17 protein-coding genes and 1 pseudogene are annotated in these 14,707 nt (G+C 39.7%); 6 read left to right on the top strand and 12 right to left on the bottom strand.

The features are described from left to right. Positions 1-93: 93 nt before the first annotated feature. The 8 genes from L6410_RS02595 to rsmH form a co-directional block, all read right to left on the bottom strand. On the bottom strand, positions 94-633 hold the full coding sequence (locus L6410_RS02595) for a YceD family protein (protein WP_160863876.1): 540 nt from the start codon (positions 631-633) through the stop codon (positions 94-96). A 9-nt stretch (positions 634-642) separates the two neighbouring features. Further along, on the bottom strand, positions 643-1,560 hold the full coding sequence (trxB, locus tag L6410_RS02590; protein WP_237395826.1) for a thioredoxin-disulfide reductase: 918 nt from the start codon (positions 1,558-1,560) through the stop codon (positions 643-645). 12 nt (positions 1,561-1,572) lie between these two features. Next, the gene (locus L6410_RS02585; protein WP_024396428.1) at positions 1,573-1,797 is read right to left on the bottom strand and encodes a DUF4059 family protein; all 225 of its coding nucleotides are present in this window, start codon (positions 1,795-1,797) and stop codon (positions 1,573-1,575) included. A gap of 18 nt (positions 1,798-1,815) precedes the next feature. Next, positions 1,816-3,159 carry a DEAD/DEAH box helicase gene (locus L6410_RS02580; protein WP_237395823.1) on the bottom strand — a complete coding sequence of 448 codons (1,344 nt, stop codon included), beginning with the start codon at positions 3,157-3,159 and terminating at the stop codon, positions 1,816-1,818. 425 nt (positions 3,160-3,584) lie between these two features. Continuing rightward, positions 3,585-4,583, bottom strand: coding sequence for a phospho-N-acetylmuramoyl-pentapeptide-transferase (gene mraY / locus L6410_RS02575; RefSeq protein ID WP_237395821.1), 999 nt, complete (start codon positions 4,581-4,583; stop codon positions 3,585-3,587). 1 nt (position 4,584) lies between these two features. Then, positions 4,585-6,834, bottom strand: coding sequence for a penicillin-binding protein PBP2X (gene pbp2x / locus L6410_RS02570; RefSeq protein ID WP_237395818.1), 2,250 nt, complete (start codon positions 6,832-6,834; stop codon positions 4,585-4,587). Continuing rightward, complete coding sequence (gene ftsL, locus L6410_RS02565) at positions 6,834-7,157, bottom strand: cell division protein FtsL (RefSeq protein WP_024391125.1); 324 nt, start codon at positions 7,155-7,157, stop codon at positions 6,834-6,836. The genes pbp2x and ftsL overlap by 1 nt, the downstream gene beginning before the upstream one ends. Before the next feature lie 10 nt (positions 7,158-7,167). Continuing rightward, positions 7,168-8,118 carry a 16S rRNA (cytosine(1402)-N(4))-methyltransferase RsmH gene (rsmH, locus tag L6410_RS02560; RefSeq protein WP_105126936.1) on the bottom strand — a complete coding sequence of 317 codons (951 nt, stop codon included), beginning with the start codon at positions 8,116-8,118 and terminating at the stop codon, positions 7,168-7,170. A 205-nt stretch (positions 8,119-8,323) separates the two neighbouring features. Here rsmH and L6410_RS02555 point away from each other — a divergent pair, with 205 nt between their 5' ends. The 6 genes from L6410_RS02555 to L6410_RS02530 are packed head-to-tail and all read left to right on the top strand — an operon-like array spanning position 8,324 to position 10,995. Beyond that, the gene (locus tag L6410_RS02555) at positions 8,324-8,512 is read left to right on the top strand and encodes a helix-turn-helix transcriptional regulator (RefSeq protein ID WP_105126937.1); all 189 of its coding nucleotides are present in this window, start codon (positions 8,324-8,326) and stop codon (positions 8,510-8,512) included. Between the two features lie 14 nt (positions 8,513-8,526). Then, positions 8,527-8,727, top strand: coding sequence for a hypothetical protein (locus L6410_RS02550; protein WP_237395808.1), 201 nt, complete (start codon positions 8,527-8,529; stop codon positions 8,725-8,727). 10 nt (positions 8,728-8,737) lie between these two features. Next, the gene (locus L6410_RS02545; protein ID WP_237395805.1) at positions 8,738-9,820 is read left to right on the top strand and encodes a DUF3278 domain-containing protein; all 1,083 of its coding nucleotides are present in this window, start codon (positions 8,738-8,740) and stop codon (positions 9,818-9,820) included. Positions 9,821-9,832: 12 nt separating this feature from the next. Continuing rightward, on the top strand, positions 9,833-10,177 hold the full coding sequence (locus L6410_RS02540; RefSeq protein WP_172040992.1) for an MFS transporter: 345 nt from the start codon (positions 9,833-9,835) through the stop codon (positions 10,175-10,177). Continuing rightward, positions 10,167-10,514, top strand: a complete 348-nt coding sequence (locus L6410_RS02535; protein WP_237395804.1) for a hypothetical protein — start codon at positions 10,167-10,169, stop codon at positions 10,512-10,514. The genes L6410_RS02540 and L6410_RS02535 overlap by 11 nt, the downstream gene beginning before the upstream one ends. A gap of 52 nt (positions 10,515-10,566) precedes the next feature. Further along, positions 10,567-10,995 (top strand): NusG domain II-containing protein, encoded by a 429-nt coding sequence (locus L6410_RS02530; protein WP_024391119.1) that lies wholly within the window; start codon positions 10,567-10,569, stop codon positions 10,993-10,995. Between the two features lie 29 nt (positions 10,996-11,024). Here the strand turns inward: L6410_RS02530 and menA are convergent, their stop codons facing one another. From menA to L6410_RS02505, 4 genes and pseudogenes are all read right to left on the bottom strand, one after another. Continuing rightward, on the bottom strand, positions 11,025-11,987 hold the full coding sequence (menA, locus tag L6410_RS02525; protein ID WP_354278449.1) for a 1,4-dihydroxy-2-naphthoate polyprenyltransferase: 963 nt from the start codon (positions 11,985-11,987) through the stop codon (positions 11,025-11,027). After that, positions 11,980-13,029 carry an FAD:protein FMN transferase gene (locus tag L6410_RS02520; protein ID WP_172040989.1) on the bottom strand — a complete coding sequence of 350 codons (1,050 nt, stop codon included), beginning with the start codon at positions 13,027-13,029 and terminating at the stop codon, positions 11,980-11,982. The genes menA and L6410_RS02520 overlap by 8 nt, the downstream gene beginning before the upstream one ends. Positions 13,030-13,102: 73 nt before the next feature. Further along, positions 13,103-13,606 (bottom strand): FMN-binding protein, encoded by a 504-nt coding sequence (locus tag L6410_RS02515; protein ID WP_172040988.1) that lies wholly within the window; start codon positions 13,604-13,606, stop codon positions 13,103-13,105. A 94-nt stretch (positions 13,607-13,700) separates the two neighbouring features. Further along, positions 13,701-14,690: pseudogene (locus tag L6410_RS02505) on the bottom strand (polyprenyl synthetase family protein). Positions 14,691-14,707 lie beyond the last annotated feature (17 nt).

Below are 14,707 nucleotides of genomic sequence, written 5' to 3'. Positions count from 1 at the left end.
GTTTACTCCTCTTGTTAATATCTTTTTCATTATACACCGAAATCCCAAAATTGACAAGAATTTTCTGATAATTTAACCATTCAAAGGCTCGGACTACTCATCCTCTTCAAATAGTCCTTGCAATTGAGCAAAGGGGCTATTAGCCTCTTTCTTTTCTTGCGCTTGCTGCTGGAAGGTTTCTTCTGTCATCAATGTCCATGATTGACCTGACGGTAAGTCCTTTTCAGCTTCTTCATCAGGTGACAATACCTTGATTGGAATAGCTAGCAAGATATTATCCGCCACGCTTTCATCTAGGACAATCTGATCATTTTCCACCACTAAAACCATATCTTCATCAATCAAATCTTGTTCTTTGAGTACGGCTTCGTTAGCTACAAACAGCTCATTGACCTCTTGAACCTCATGTAAAACCACTGGTTGTAGTGAACGACTAGAAGCCAAGGTGATATCATAGGTCATCTGATAATCTAAGAAAAAGAAGCCAGACTCAAATCGAACATTACCAGATACTTGTACAGGTGACAATCCTAGAACTTCACTATTTCGTGCCTGCAATTCTTCCTGTAAATCCAAGGTCTTTTCAAAGGAAATACCATCTGGATTTTTCTGAATATCATAAATATGAAACATTGTATTCCCCTATTCAGCTAGTTCTGTGATGTAGTTGTAAACTTCTTGTCCAGCAACTGCTCCATTTCCAACTGCAGTTGCAATTTGACGAAGTTGATTTTGGCGAATATCGCCGATGGCATAAATACCAGCCTTGCTCGTTTCCATTTTTTCATTTGTAACGACCCAGCCAGCTTCATCCGTAATTCCTAAATCTGCAACCGATTCTGTCATCGGATCCAAACCAACATAGATAAAGACGCCACCAAAATCAAGTTCACTGACTTCTTCTGTTTTTACATTTTTAATAACAACACTTTGCAAACGAAGGTCATCACCCTTGATTTCTTCCACTACGCTATCCCATATGAAATTTATTTTTTCGTTGGCAAATGCACGGTCTTGAATGACCTTTTGGGCACGAAGCTGGTCTCTTCGGTGAACAATGGTCACTGACTCGGCAAATTGAGTCAAGAATAAAGCTTCTTCTACCGCAGAATCGCCACCTCCGACAACCAAGAGTTTTTGACCTCTAAAGAAAGCACCGTCACAAACTGCACAGTATGAAACACCACGACTATTGTATGTATCTTCTCCAGGCACACCAAGCAAGCGATGTTTTGCACCCATAGCCAGAATGATTGACTTGGTTTCCAAAACGCCATCTTCAGTGATAACTTTTTTAATAGGACCATTCTCTTCAATTCGAATCAAGGATCCAAAAATATGATCCACTCCAAATTTTTCCAGAGGCTCAAACATCTTTTCCGCCAAGGCGGGACCTGAGATATGGTCGTAACCCGGATAGTTTTCGATTTCAGCGGTATTGTTCATCTGTCCGCCATAAATACCACGTTCTAATAAGGCCACTTTTAGATTGCTCCGCCCCGCATACAGCGCTGCTGTCATCCCGGCTGGGCCTGCACCAATTACAATTGTATCGTACATGATTCTTTCCCTCTATACTTTTATCATCAAAATGATACTGACGAATCCAAAAGCCACAATCGGAATCGTCATAACATTAATCATCAGTAAATCAAATAAAAAGTCGTGTCGTTCTTGTAAGGTCTTATCTACGCCCTTGCTAGCGCGGATTACAAACCAAATAAAACTAATCACAATAACAAAAATCGCTGCAATCAAGAGTCCTTGTAAATAAAAGCTTAAAATATTTTGTAACATTGTATTCCCTCAGTACTCTTAAAAGGTTTGACGTTTTGCCTTCCGTTCCGCACGGCCTTTAGCACGCGCTTCAACTCGTTTGTTCTTCCGACGCTTCTCATCAACAGCCCACTGAATTTTCTTTTTGTAGCCTGGTTTGACTTTTTTCTTTTTCTTCTTGACCAAACCAATCATTTCCAAATCTAGCTTTTCACGAGACTTTTCACGATTTACACGACGATCACGGTCATAGGTATCAACAAACTCACCATTTTTCATTTCTTTCGGTAAGAATTTGATATTTAGTTTTTCTAATTCTCGAATATCTTCATCATCACTCGGTTGATAAAGGGTAATGGCAATACCTGGTAAACCGTTACGTCCTGTACGTCCGACACGGTGTACAAAGAAAGAAAGGTCTTGTGGAATGGCATCATTAATGACATGGCTGACACCCTCAATATCTATACCACGAGCAGCCAAGTCGGTCGCTACAATGTATTGATAGTCTAAGTTTTTCACCTGATTCATGATTCGCTTCCGCTCACGTGGCGGAATGTCCCCATGAATCTTTGCAACACGAAGACCGTTTTCTGTCAGATAGCTATGCAATTCATCCGCACGCGTCTTAGTATTCACAAAAATCATTGCCAAATAAGGTTGCATGAGCTTAGTTGCCTCTAAAACCTGAGCATTACGGTCACGACCCTTTGTCGAAATCAACCAATTTTCAATCGTGTCAGAAATCACAGTGTGGGTCTTGATTTGTTCCATAACAGGGTTGGACAAGTATTTTTTCAAAAATGGCTGCAGTTTTTGCGGAATAGTCGCTGAGAAGACCATAAATTGCAGATCTTTAGGCAAACTTCCAGCAATTTTATCCACTGTTTCTAAGAAGCCCATATCCAGTGTCATATCAGCCTCATCTACTACAAAGATTTTCGCCTTGTGAATAGCAAGATCTCCTGATTGCACCAAATCATAAATCCGCCCCGGTGTTCCAACGACTATGTGAGGTTGCCCAGCTTGGAGCTTGTCAATCTGGCGATTCTTGTCTGTACCACCTACATAATTGCTGACTCGAATTTCGGTCTCAGAATGACTAGCCAGCTGACGAGCTGCCTGATAGATTTGGGTTGACAATTCGCGCGATGGTGCCGTAATAACTGCTTGAACTTGGTCTACTTCTTCATCTAATTTTTGAAATATTGGAATCAAAAAAGTGTGGGTTTTCCCTGATCCTGTCTTTGATTCTCCAATCAAGTCACGCCCTGACAAAACTACCGGAATCAATTTTTCCTGTACTTCTGTCGGCTGGACAAAGTTTATTTCTTTCAATGCCTCTTGAAGATAAGGCTTGAGCTTCATATCTGTAAATTTCATAGTTTCCTCTAATTCAGTCGCAAGAAATATTCAAAATCATTTTCAGAATCATACTCATGCTCAATGAAAATCAAAATTAGACTCTCCCCAAAGATTCGGGGAACCTTTGGAGGTTGTAAATTGAGCGAACATAGTTCGTGTCGATATGATGCAAATAGAACCCTGTTACTATTTTGTTTTAAGGTAACAGGCTGAAAGGCTCCACTGGAGCCTTTCACTCATCAAATCAAGTCAACAACGTTTGCTTTTGATTTTCAAAGAGTATAAAAGTATGTATTTCTGTTTTCTCTATGCTTTGCAATATGTAAAAATCTACCAAGTCTCATTGAGACAGTAATAACCTTGCGAATGAAGTTCGTTTTTAGATTACCCTCTATTATAGCACAAAAACAGCATTTCTGCTGTTTCTGCTACTCATTGTAAATCTATAAATAAAGTATAGCCAAGGTAATTAAACTCATAACCAGTCCTACCGACCAAAGAAAGGCATCCACCTTCCATTCGCTCCATTTTTCAGCTTTACCGGTCAATCCTCCAAGCTCCAAATGGTGATGGAAAGGAGTCATACGGAAAATACGACGACCTTCTCCAAAGCGTTTCTTCGTAAATTTGAAATATGAAACTTGCAACATCACCGAAGAAGTCTCAAGCACATAAACCAAACCAATGAGGAGGAGGGTCCATTCTTGACGAAGAGCAATCGAAATTGTCGCCAACATACCTCCGAGCGCTAAACTTCCTACGTCCCCCATGAAAATTTTAGCAGGTTTGTGGTTGTAAACAAAGAATCCAAGCAAACCACCAATCATGGTCAAGCAGACTAAAAGAATATCAAACTTCTGCTCTTTATAAGCAATAACAGAATACGCTAATAAACTAATGACGACTGAGATAGAGGCAAGTCCATCAATACCATCGGTCAAGTTGACAGCATTTGAAAAGCCAACCAACCAAAATAGTACAAAAGGAAAATAGAGAACTCCCAGATTTAGCATATAGCCAAATGCGTTTAGTTCACCCCCACCAGCTCCTCGAACATGCACAAAGTAGAAGACGATACCACCCAAAATTTGCAAAGCCAATTTTTGTTTAGGATTCAAGCCTTCATTAATTTTACGGAAAATTTTCAGAAAATCATCCAAGAATCCCACTAAACCATAGAGGGCTAAAATGAATAGAATAGCAATAACGCCACCAGTCAACATGTGAGTCATTGCTACGAAGATAAAACTAACCAGGATCGCAACTACTAGAAAAACAGTACCCCCCATCGTTGGTGTTCCTGCCTTGAATTGATGCTGCTTGACATCTTCATGCATCTGTTGGCCTTCAATGCGTTTAGCTTGATAAAAAGTAATAAATCGAGGGATTAAGACTACTGTTGCCAAAAAGGCAACTAATCCCGACATAAGTGCAAATTGCATGTTAGTCTCCTAAAGTAATTGTAATTTTCTTTGTATTCTTCAAAGCAGTTCCAACTTCAACACTTTGATCAACCACTTTTGAACCAGTGCCCTTATAGGTCACCTCAATACCCGTCCATTCTGCAAAAAGGTCCATATTCTCTTTAGTTAAGGCATATAGGTCTGGCATTGTTTCAAATTTATTGGTTAATAAGAGAATCTGTTGATTGGCTGCGACCACGCTTCCTTTTTCCACAGAAACATTCTTGATTTCAGAACCGTTTCCTAGAATAACAGGTTGAACTAACTCCCGACGAAGTTCTTCAGCAGTTTCCCCTGGAGATTTACCGATCAGATCCGGTAATTTGTATTCAGTCTCTGTCGTTACTTGTGACAAAGCAGGAGCTGCAGAATCGAGATTCAAGCTATCTTTTAGTAACATTGCCTCTTTTAAAGTCGGATTGACAATATCACGCCACGACATAACATTAAGTGATTCCGGTTGTCGAATAGTTACATACATGATAAATTCTGGATCTTCAGCAGGTACCATTGCCACAACGGAGTTAATATAGGCACCCTTAATATACCCTTGCCCATCTTCACCGGCAATCTCCGCCGAACCAGATTTGACTGCAACATCATATCCATCAACAACAATTGAAGGTCCCTGCAAATCGTATGAATAGAGTGTCCCAAATACAGGATCCGTTCCGACATTAATCATATATCCAAGAGTATCGTCCGCCGCTTTTTCTGAAACAGGATTTCCCACTTCTTCTTTCGAAGAAACTCTAGCTGTATCTGTATTAGGATCATAAAGAGCTGAGATAAATTTAGGCTCTAGCATAATACCATTGTTCGCAATGGCTGTAAAACTACGAAGCATCTGTGCTTGGTTTGCAGAAATCCCCTGACCAAACGATGACATGGCGATAGAAACAATGTTATCCTCTGGTACCATTCCTGGTGCCTCGTCCCCCATACCAAAACGAGTTGGATAGCCATAGCGGAATTTGGTTAAATAATTCAACCATTTCTCGTCACCCATTTTTTGTTGAAGCAGTGTCATTCCAACGTTACTGGACAGAGAGAAGCCTTGTGCGAAGTTTAGTGTGACCGCAGAGTAGCCTGCATTAAGTGTCCAGTCATTAATTTTTGCGTCAGCAATCACATATTCATTGTTGGTATAAGTTTCATTTGGGTCGAAAGTTCCGTTATCAATAGACGACGCTACAGTAAGAACTTTCATAGTTGATCCTGGTTCATAAGCTTCTTGATATAGCAAGGAGCGTTCCAGCAGTCCTTCAGCACCAAGCCCTTCTTTTGTATCTGGATCATAACTTGGGCGTTGTGTTGTTGCTAATATTTCACCAGTTTTCGCAGAAACCAAGGTGGCATTTGCATACTTACCTTTAGCATTGTTAAAGAAAGTATCCATATTTGTTTCAAGCGATCGTTGCAAATCTGCAGAAATTGTCGTGTAAACATCCTGACCATTTACGGTCTCAGTCTCAACTTTTTCTGTCCCTGGCAAGACGCGTCCTTGACTGTCTTTCTCGTATACAACTTTACCATCTTGTCCAGCCAATATATCATTTAAATAATATTCTAAGCCGCTTACTCCTTGCAAACTATTGCTACCATCAGAGTTTTCGACTGGATTAGCCAATCCAACAAATATAGAAGCAAAATTCCCATTTGGATACATTCGACCTGGACTAGCGTTGAAATGAATCCCTTCAATTCCAGCAGTTTTCATCTCTTCCTGAATAGATGACATCGTATTATAAGAGATATTTTTTCCGAGCGTTCCAAAATATACTTGCTTTAAATCTGGCTGATTCAATTGCTGGACAACATAGTCCTCTTCCATTCCCAAATATTTATTAAATATCTGAGCAACTTGTTTAAATTGTGTAGATTGGACATATAAAATATCTTTTAACTCAGAAACATATTCCTTATCAATAATCGCATAAACTGTATAGGTCGTTGAATCTTCTGCAATGGGAACACCCGTTCGGTCATAAATGGTTCCACGTTTCGCCTGTATGGTCACTTCTTTTTGATGAACTGCCTGCGCTCCTTCAGAAAGGTCAACACCAAACTTTGAATCTGTTCCTATAATAATTGCAAAATTAATCAGGAAAATAAAAAATACAAAAATCGACACTATCAGTAAACTTTGTCCTACTCTCCGCCGATTTTTGGAAGGAATATAGCGATTTTTCAAGACATATCGCAAGAGTTTATTGTTTCTTCTGGGCATTACTCTGCTACTCCAATATTATCATTATTAAAAGATAGGCCTGCCTTTTCAGCAATTTCCATCAATCTTGCCGAACGCAATAATTCGTTGGCAGCTTGTTTTGCATCATCAATTTCAACTTGCTTTTGACTAATTTCTTGGTTGACCTTAGCCATTTCTGATTGAACTTGTAAGAGCCTTGTTTGCAAAAAGACAATTCCAATCGCTAAAACAATACCCGACAAAATAATACTAGTATAGAAAGCTTTTTCAACGCGATCAAATGTTTTTATCTTATCACCGATAACCCGCATAGTGGCTTCTCTACGTTTTTCTTGCAACATAGACTCTCTCCTATTTATGTACTTTCTTAGCAACACGCAGTTTGGCTGAATGCGCGCGATTATTTGCCTCTAATTCTTCTTGACTCGGTAAGATAGGCTTACGATTGACCAATTCAAGTGGCGCCTTCAAGTCATCTGGAATAAATGGCAAACCTTTTGGAACATCAATCGTACTTGCTTCTTTGAAGAGTTGTTTGGTCAACCTATCTTCTAAAGAATGGAAAGTAATAACCGAAATCCGTCCATCCAGAGCCAATAAGTCAATGGCCTGCTGGATAGATTCGTCTGCCGCTCCCAACTCATCGTTGACCTCAATCCGAATAGCTTGGAAAATCTGCTTGGCAGGGTGCCCCTTTTTCTTTAGCTCTTTCGCAGGCTTAGCTGATTTGATTAATTCAGCCAACTCTGTCGTTGTTTCGATTGGTTTTATTGCACGCGCTTGCTCAATTTTACGAGCAATTTGTTTGGAAAACTTATCTTCTCCATACTTGAAGAAGATTTTGACCAACTCATGATAGTCATATGTATTGACCACATCATAGGCAGTCAACTGTCCCTCACGATTCATGCGCATGTCAAGCGGAGCATCTTGCTTATAGGAAAAACCACGCTCTCTTTCATCAAGTTGAGGACTCGAAACCCCCAAATCATAACAAATTCCATCAATCTCTGTTACACCTAGTTCTGCCAAGCGCACTTTGAGATGACGGAAATTATCCTTAATAAACGTAACTTGTCCTTTTTCAATATAGGATGCTAAGCGAATGTGAGCATGATCAATAGCTGTCTGATCCTGATCAAAGGCATAGAGATGCCCTCCATCCGTCAACTGACTCAACAAGTACTCACTGTGACCAGCCCCGCCCAGCGTTGCATCCACATAAATTCCATTTGGTTTGATGTCTAACATATCCACTGTCTCATGTAAGAGGACAGTTGTGTGATTAAATTCCTTGGTCATATCTTTTCTATTGTACCACAAAATAAAACAAAAAGTTGTTGCAAACTTTTTACAAAAAATCTGTCAAATATAGTTGACAACTTATTTAAACAGGTATATACTAACAGTAAAGAAACATGTCACATATAGTTGACATCAACAGGGAGGTCTCCCACATTTTTTTACACTAGTATGTCATATATAATTGACATAGAAAGGAGGGTACATGAACCGAGTCAAAGACTACCGACTATTGCAAGGTATTTCCCAGCTAGATTTGGCCAAGGCCATCGGCGTATCCAGGCAAACCATCAACATGATTGAAAACAACAAATACAACCCTTCGCTAGACCTCTGCATCAACCTAGCCAAAGCTTTACAAACCGATCTCAATAGTCTCTTTTGGAATGAATAGAAAGGAATACTCCCATGAATAAGAATACACGCCAAGCTCTTATCTCTACCCTTATTTTTATCCCGCTCTTTGTCCTCTTTCAGCTTTGGGGCAATAGCGGAGCAGACATCATGCATATCATCAGCCAAGCAAAATTTTGGCTACAATTGCTGATTACTGGAACCATCTACTTCTTAGGCTTTGTTTACATCTTACCATTGATCGATCAAAAATAAGGAGCTGCTTATGAAAAAGGAAACCTTTCGAGAAAAATTGACCAAACGTTTTTACGGTATCACAGGTCCCTTGGATGAATTTCGCCAAAAAGAAGCCTTCCAACTGGGCAATACCTGCTTTATCCTGCTCTTTTGGGGCACCATGGCTCTTACCTTACTGGCACTTGCCCTATCCAAACGCTTCCCAGAAGTTGTTGCATTTGGCTACCCCGTTGCCCTGCTCCTAAGCTATCTAGCGACTAGTACCTACATCATGTTTAAACTGCGTCACAGTCAACTGGACAGTTTAGATATAGAAGAACTGACTAACAAGGAACAAAAGAAATTCAAGGGAGCAAGTATCAAATTCGCCCTCTATTTCACCTGTGGTATGTATATCTGGAACACGGGATTTAATGCCTGGATGGAGGGACTCAATCCACTAGACCATTTATTTGACTTCCGAAAATTCCTAGCAGCCTGTCTAGTCGGTGTTTTCATGGGAATCTATATCGAAATCACACTTCGCAAGCGCATGAAAAAGGCAGAAAACCTAACTGTCAGCTCTGCTATTTCCAAAGAAGAACCCAAGTGGATCAAAAATATGATTAAACGTTTTTATGGTATCCGCGGTCCTTTAGATGAATACCGACGGACCGAGGCTGATGCTATCGGCGGACAGGCCCTTATCTATCACTTCTTCTTCCTTGCTCTTGGAAATGCTGTCGCCTACTTCCTAGCTATCCGCTATCCTGTAGAGGTTGCCACCTACTATCCAATGATCATTACCTTCTTCAGTATTATCCTAATTGGTATCGTTAATATGCGTACTCTCCATGCTGACCTTCCCCAATATGACATAGACGAACTCAGCCCTGAGGAAAGACATGGACAGACCCTCAATCCACTCGTTTGGGGACTGGGAGTTGCCCTGCTCTCTAGCCTCTTTGCTGGTCTGGCAGACCTCTTTAGCCTCAATCTTCCCCTACTGGATTCTATCTTCCACGTAAAATCCCTCCTCTTCGGTGGCATGATGGGCCTCTTTGCCAGTCTAGCCCTGTCTGCCATTGCCTATCTGCAAAAACTGGAAGCAGATTCTGCCAAGAAAAAATAAGGAGCTAACACCATGAATAAACCTCCTACTCCAAAACAAACCTGTCGATTTTTCGTTCTCTTTTATAGTTTACTTTCTGCCCTCTTCATCTACTCTTATATCGTCAATGAGCCGATTAGCGGTTCCTTCTTGCTCATGCTACCGACCATTCAGATGATCAAATCCTATAAAACCGCAGAAGGAAAACGCTACTTTATCATCCAAACCATCTTTGCCCTGTTTGCCATGACCTTGACCTATTCCGTGGGTATTTGGCTAGGGCATGTCAAACCACTTGTCCTCATCCTTCCTGCTGGCTTTGCTGTTGCTATTCTTTATCGACTGTATTTCAAAAAGGAGAAGCCGGATGAACGTTGACAAACCGAAACTCATTCTTACTTTGATTGTTCTCTTCTATACAGCGATTTTTAGCTTATATATACATAGCTACCTGACTGGAGACAACCCACCAATCTTTATCTTACTGTTCACTATACTTCCAATTTTAAATAGTGACTGGCAAACTACCAGTCCAGAATCAAATGCTGTCCAAAAAGCTATCAATCTTTATCATAAACCACTCCTCTGGTTTCTCTTTGCAGGTTTTGCCTTAACTTTCTCCATTGTATTTTTCACTGGGAAAATACAGCCACTTCAAGCTGGATTTTGGGGAATGTTAGCCATCCTACTCTTCTATAATCAATTGAAAAAGTAATCTGTGTCCAACATTTTACAAAGTAAGTTTTTTTCTATACAATAGATTGTATATGACATTCAAATCCATTCTCAAACAATTCAAATTATTTGACTATCTATTAATTGGACTGACCCTTCTATTATCCTTTGTCCCAGCGATTTTTACATACATGCATTTAACGTCACAGTCAAATGAAACTAAAATCATTGCATATGTTAGGATAAACGGTGAGGTCGTCGATCAATTTGAATTATCAAAAGATACTCCTCATCAAGAAATTACCTATTATCCAAACGAAGGACAATACAATATTATTGAAGTCGATGGCGAACGGATTCGTGACAAAGAGGACAATAGTCCTGACCAGATTGCTGTGATGACTGGCTGGATTAGCCAACCAGGTGAACTTTCCGTTTGTCTGCCACACAATCTCCTGATTGAAATTAAAGCTGTCGGTGGGGACAACTCTGACGAAGAAGAACTCATTTTACCATTATAATAAATAAGACACAGTCAATAGGCTGTGTCTTATTTATTAAATATAACGGCTACTAGTAACGTAAGAACATGAACTCCTGAAAAGAGAACAAAACTTTTTACTGCTTCAATAAAAGTTTCTCGCTTTACTTGCTTTTTCAAGAATCGTTCCAAACTATGATAAGCAGGCACTAGACCAAGCAAACCAATCAATGCCCAGAATGGCAAGAAACCAGTCAAACAGTACAACAGCCACAGCAACCATGGTAAACTTGCCAAGACAAAGTATAGTTTCAAAGCATTTTTCTTGCCAATATAGTAAACCAAGGTGTAGCGATGGTTGCGAATATCTTCTTCCAAATCACAAGTGTTGTTCGCCAACATGATATTAGCAATCAGGCTTACCAAAGGAATGGACATAAAAACAATTTCGAGGATCCTTGTCCAAGAGAATTGCAAGGTCATCCACTGACCACTTACTTGGCTCATCAATAGCAAATCTGGTTGCTGAATAAATACAGCAAGAAAGAAGATGCCAAATCCCATGGTTACGCCCGAGAAAACTTCACCCAGTGGCATTCTTGACAAAGGAATCGGACCAAATGTGTAAAAGATTCCAATCAAGAAACATAAGGCTCCCATCGGCAAAAGGAGCCAGCTCGTACGCCAGACAAGCAATAAAGAAATCAGGATGGAAAAAATAAGTAAGGTAAAAACAATACCAATCATTTGCTGAAAATCAAGCGAAAACTTCCCAATCACATTACTTTCTTGACGATAGGCTTCATCTTTTGCCTTATGATAATCCATACTATTGTTTATTGCGGTCGTGCACATATCAAAACTCAGTACTGCCAGGACAAACAACAGCGTATTCAACCAATTAAAAGTCTGATAGCGATAAGCTGCCCATAGAAGCCCCAGTGTCATAGGAAAGACACTGGCGACCTTTGTTTTGATTTCGACAAATTCTAGAAATACGGGTAAACTGAGCCCGTTCTTTGATTTATTCACTGACAAGATGATACTCCTCATTCGTTAATTCAAAGCTATCTTTAAGTCCATCGCTCAGATGAACACCGTGCTCCTTATCAATAAAGACCGCTTCTACTCCATCCATTTGGTTGATGAATGCAAGTCCTTTTTCAACACCGAGCAAGAAAAGAGTTGTAGACAAGGCATCTCCTTGAACCGAGGTTTTTGAAAAAACTGTGACTCCTGAAATGTCATTCTCTACAGGATAGCCTGTTTTAGGATCTAAAATATGGTGATATTTTACACCATCTACCTCAATATACCGTTCATAGATACCAGAAGTAACAACTGAATCGTGCGTCTCAGGAACGGAGCCAACCGTTACCCCTCGAACTTGATCCGGATCTTGAACGCCAACGTTCCAACCCTTTTGTGTTTTCGGTGAGTCACCCATGACCACAACATTCCCACCAAGGTTGATAATGGCTGTAGTAATCCCTTTACTTTCAAACAACTCTCTCACTTTATCCGCAATATATCCTTTTGAAATGGCACCAAGTTCTAAGGTCATTCCTTTCTTGATATAGACTGTTTGGTTTTCCTTATCCAGAGTGATATCCTTGTAGTTTATATATGGCAAAGCAGCCTGTATTTCTTCATCACTGGGTTTACGTGCATCTTCATCCCCAATTTTCCAGAGATTAGTCACAGCACCGATTGAAATATCAAATAAACCATCACTCTCTTCACTGGTCTCGATAGCCTTCTCAATTACTTCAAAAGTCCGATCATCTACTTTGACAGCTTCTTTTCCAGCCGCCTGATTGATCCGATAAACATCTGATCCCTCCAAATTCGTTGACAGCAAACTTTCCATTTCCTTGATATAGGCGATTGCCTCATCCATCACTTCCTCTTGATCATCGTGATAGATACTCAATTGCACTACTGTATGTAGTAGACTTTCGCTACGAGTCAATGGAGTTTTTACGACAGGTAACGTTTCCGTTTTCTTAGCTCCGCATGCTACTAGGAGAAATGTGGCAATACAAATTACAAATAAACGGATTCCCTTTTTCATTAACTCTTCCTTTCTAATAGAAAAACACAGTAGCCAGCCTAGGGCTACTGTGCCTATAATTTACTGACAGATGTTACTCAAATGTAAGTGTGATAGTATCTGTTTTTCCTTCTTCAGCAGCTTTCAAAAGTGCTTCAGTTGATTTTTTGAAGTTTTCAGAAGTATGGGTTGCACCTGAAACCACTTCTACATCTGCACTTTGTGCTGCAAGAAGTTCTTCATCAAGTTTATCTGTAGCTTCTGCAGAAGATATACCTGATTTTTCTTTCATTGTTGTATTGTATTCAGCATTTTCAGATTTCAAATTACCATCTTTGTCTTCATAGTCAGCAGTTGAAGCAGTGATTTTTCCGTCTTTAATTGTAATTTCATGAACAAATTTCCATCCGCGTTCATCAAATCCTGACTCAGCTTTGTAAGTTCCATCTTTCCAAGCTGATGTAGAAGATTCAGAAGTAGTTGTTTCTGCTGTTGATGATGTTGTTGTAGATGATTCTTCTTTAGCACCACATGCTACCAAAGTTACAGCAGCGCCGAGAACTAACAAACTTTTCAACATCCATTTTGTGTTTTTCATGATAAAACTCCTTTGTTTTATGTTAATAACTATACTATAATGATATAACTTTTTCTTCTATCTGTCTAGTCAAAATTGACAAAAAAATCACAAATTAGAAGTAATTTTTGAATACGTTTTCTATGATTCGATCAAATGATTCTTTTTCTGAAATTTGCATTCTATTTGCAAAATTGTTGCATTTAATAAGGTAGGAAGAAATCAAGCTTTCCGTTTTTTCAATAGCACCCGTAGCCTTGATTTTTATTGCCAACTGATCCAGAGCTTCAGTCTGTGGATTTTCAATATACGCTTTTAAATCCTGACGAATTTCCTTTTTTTCTCTTAGAGCAAGTAGCAATGGGGCAGTATAAATACCATTTTAAAGATCCTGCAATTGAGGCTTACCAGATACTCTAACATCCAATTGGTAATCAATTAAATCATCTCGGATCTGGAATGCCATACCAAGAGCTTGACCTGTTCGAAAAGCTAGTCCACTTTCTTTCTTAGACTGTCCTGGCACAAAAGCTCCCAATTGGCATGACAAACCAAAGAGAAATGCTGTCTTCCCTTGTATTTGTTTGAGATAGGCTTTCATAGTCATTTCTGTATCAAACTGATTCATTAATTGAGACAGCTCTCCTCTTAAAATGGTTTCCATGAGTTTATCATTGCCTAAATTCATATCTTCCTGAGATAGATCTTGTAACCGTAATCCCTGGGCCAACAAACGACCTGAATAGGCCAAAAGATAATCACCAGTATAGATTGCAATCCGATTTGAAAATTGCTGATGGGCCGTAATAACTCCCCGTCTTTTATCTGCCCCATCAATCACGTCATCATGTATAAGGGTTGCTAGATGTAAAACTTCAAGATACGCAGCAAAATACAACTTTGATTGGCTAATCTGTCCTTCCTTCATCTGTGCAAAGAGCAAACAAAGGCCAGCACGCAGGTATTTACCTGGTGCCTCTACATACTCAACAATCTTATTTTTTACTGCTGGATGCAGAACCATCATCTCTGATAAGATGATGGTTTTAACCTCTTCAAGCCCTCTCTTTATTTCTGGGTGGGCATCCCAAATTTGATGTACCACTTAACTGTTAAAATTTC

It is taken from the genome of Streptococcus parasuis (assembly GCF_021654455.1).
Classification (GTDB): domain Bacteria; phylum Bacillota; class Bacilli; order Lactobacillales; family Streptococcaceae; genus Streptococcus; species Streptococcus parasuis.
Note: the sequence above shows the minus strand (reverse complement) of the source record. Positions and strands in the feature narration are given on the sequence as shown.

Excerpts from the sequence above, each read along its gene's own strand:
- L6410_RS02595 (WP_160863876.1), bottom strand. The coding sequence starts at position 633 with ATGTTTCATATTTATGATATTCAGAAAAATCCAGATGGTATTTCCTTT.
- trxB (WP_237395826.1), bottom strand. The coding sequence starts at position 1,560 with ATGTACGATACAATTGTAATTGGTGCAGGCCCAGCCGGGATGACAGCA.
- L6410_RS02585 (WP_024396428.1), bottom strand. The coding sequence starts at position 1,797 with ATGTTACAAAATATTTTAAGCTTTTATTTACAAGGACTCTTGATTGCA.
- L6410_RS02580 (WP_237395823.1), bottom strand. The coding sequence starts at position 3,159 with ATGAAATTTACAGATATGAAGCTCAAGCCTTATCTTCAAGAGGCATTG.
- mraY (WP_237395821.1), bottom strand. The coding sequence starts at position 4,583 with ATGCAATTTGCACTTATGTCGGGATTAGTTGCCTTTTTGGCAACAGTA.
- pbp2x (WP_237395818.1), bottom strand. The coding sequence starts at position 6,834 with ATGCCCAGAAGAAACAATAAACTCTTGCGATATGTCTTGAAAAATCGC.
- ftsL (WP_024391125.1), bottom strand. The coding sequence starts at position 7,157 with ATGTTGCAAGAAAAACGTAGAGAAGCCACTATGCGGGTTATCGGTGAT.
- rsmH (WP_105126936.1), bottom strand. The coding sequence starts at position 8,118 with ATGACCAAGGAATTTAATCACACAACTGTCCTCTTACATGAGACAGTG.
- L6410_RS02555 (WP_105126937.1), top strand. The coding sequence starts at position 8,324 with ATGAACCGAGTCAAAGACTACCGACTATTGCAAGGTATTTCCCAGCTA.
- L6410_RS02550 (WP_237395808.1), top strand. The coding sequence starts at position 8,527 with ATGAATAAGAATACACGCCAAGCTCTTATCTCTACCCTTATTTTTATC.
- L6410_RS02545 (WP_237395805.1), top strand. The coding sequence starts at position 8,738 with ATGAAAAAGGAAACCTTTCGAGAAAAATTGACCAAACGTTTTTACGGT.
- L6410_RS02540 (WP_172040992.1), top strand. The coding sequence starts at position 9,833 with ATGAATAAACCTCCTACTCCAAAACAAACCTGTCGATTTTTCGTTCTC.
- L6410_RS02535 (WP_237395804.1), top strand. The coding sequence starts at position 10,167 with ATGAACGTTGACAAACCGAAACTCATTCTTACTTTGATTGTTCTCTTC.
- L6410_RS02530 (WP_024391119.1), top strand. The coding sequence starts at position 10,567 with ATGACATTCAAATCCATTCTCAAACAATTCAAATTATTTGACTATCTA.
- L6410_RS02520 (WP_172040989.1), bottom strand. The coding sequence starts at position 13,029 with ATGAAAAAGGGAATCCGTTTATTTGTAATTTGTATTGCCACATTTCTC.
- L6410_RS02515 (WP_172040988.1), bottom strand. The coding sequence starts at position 13,606 with ATGAAAAACACAAAATGGATGTTGAAAAGTTTGTTAGTTCTCGGCGCT.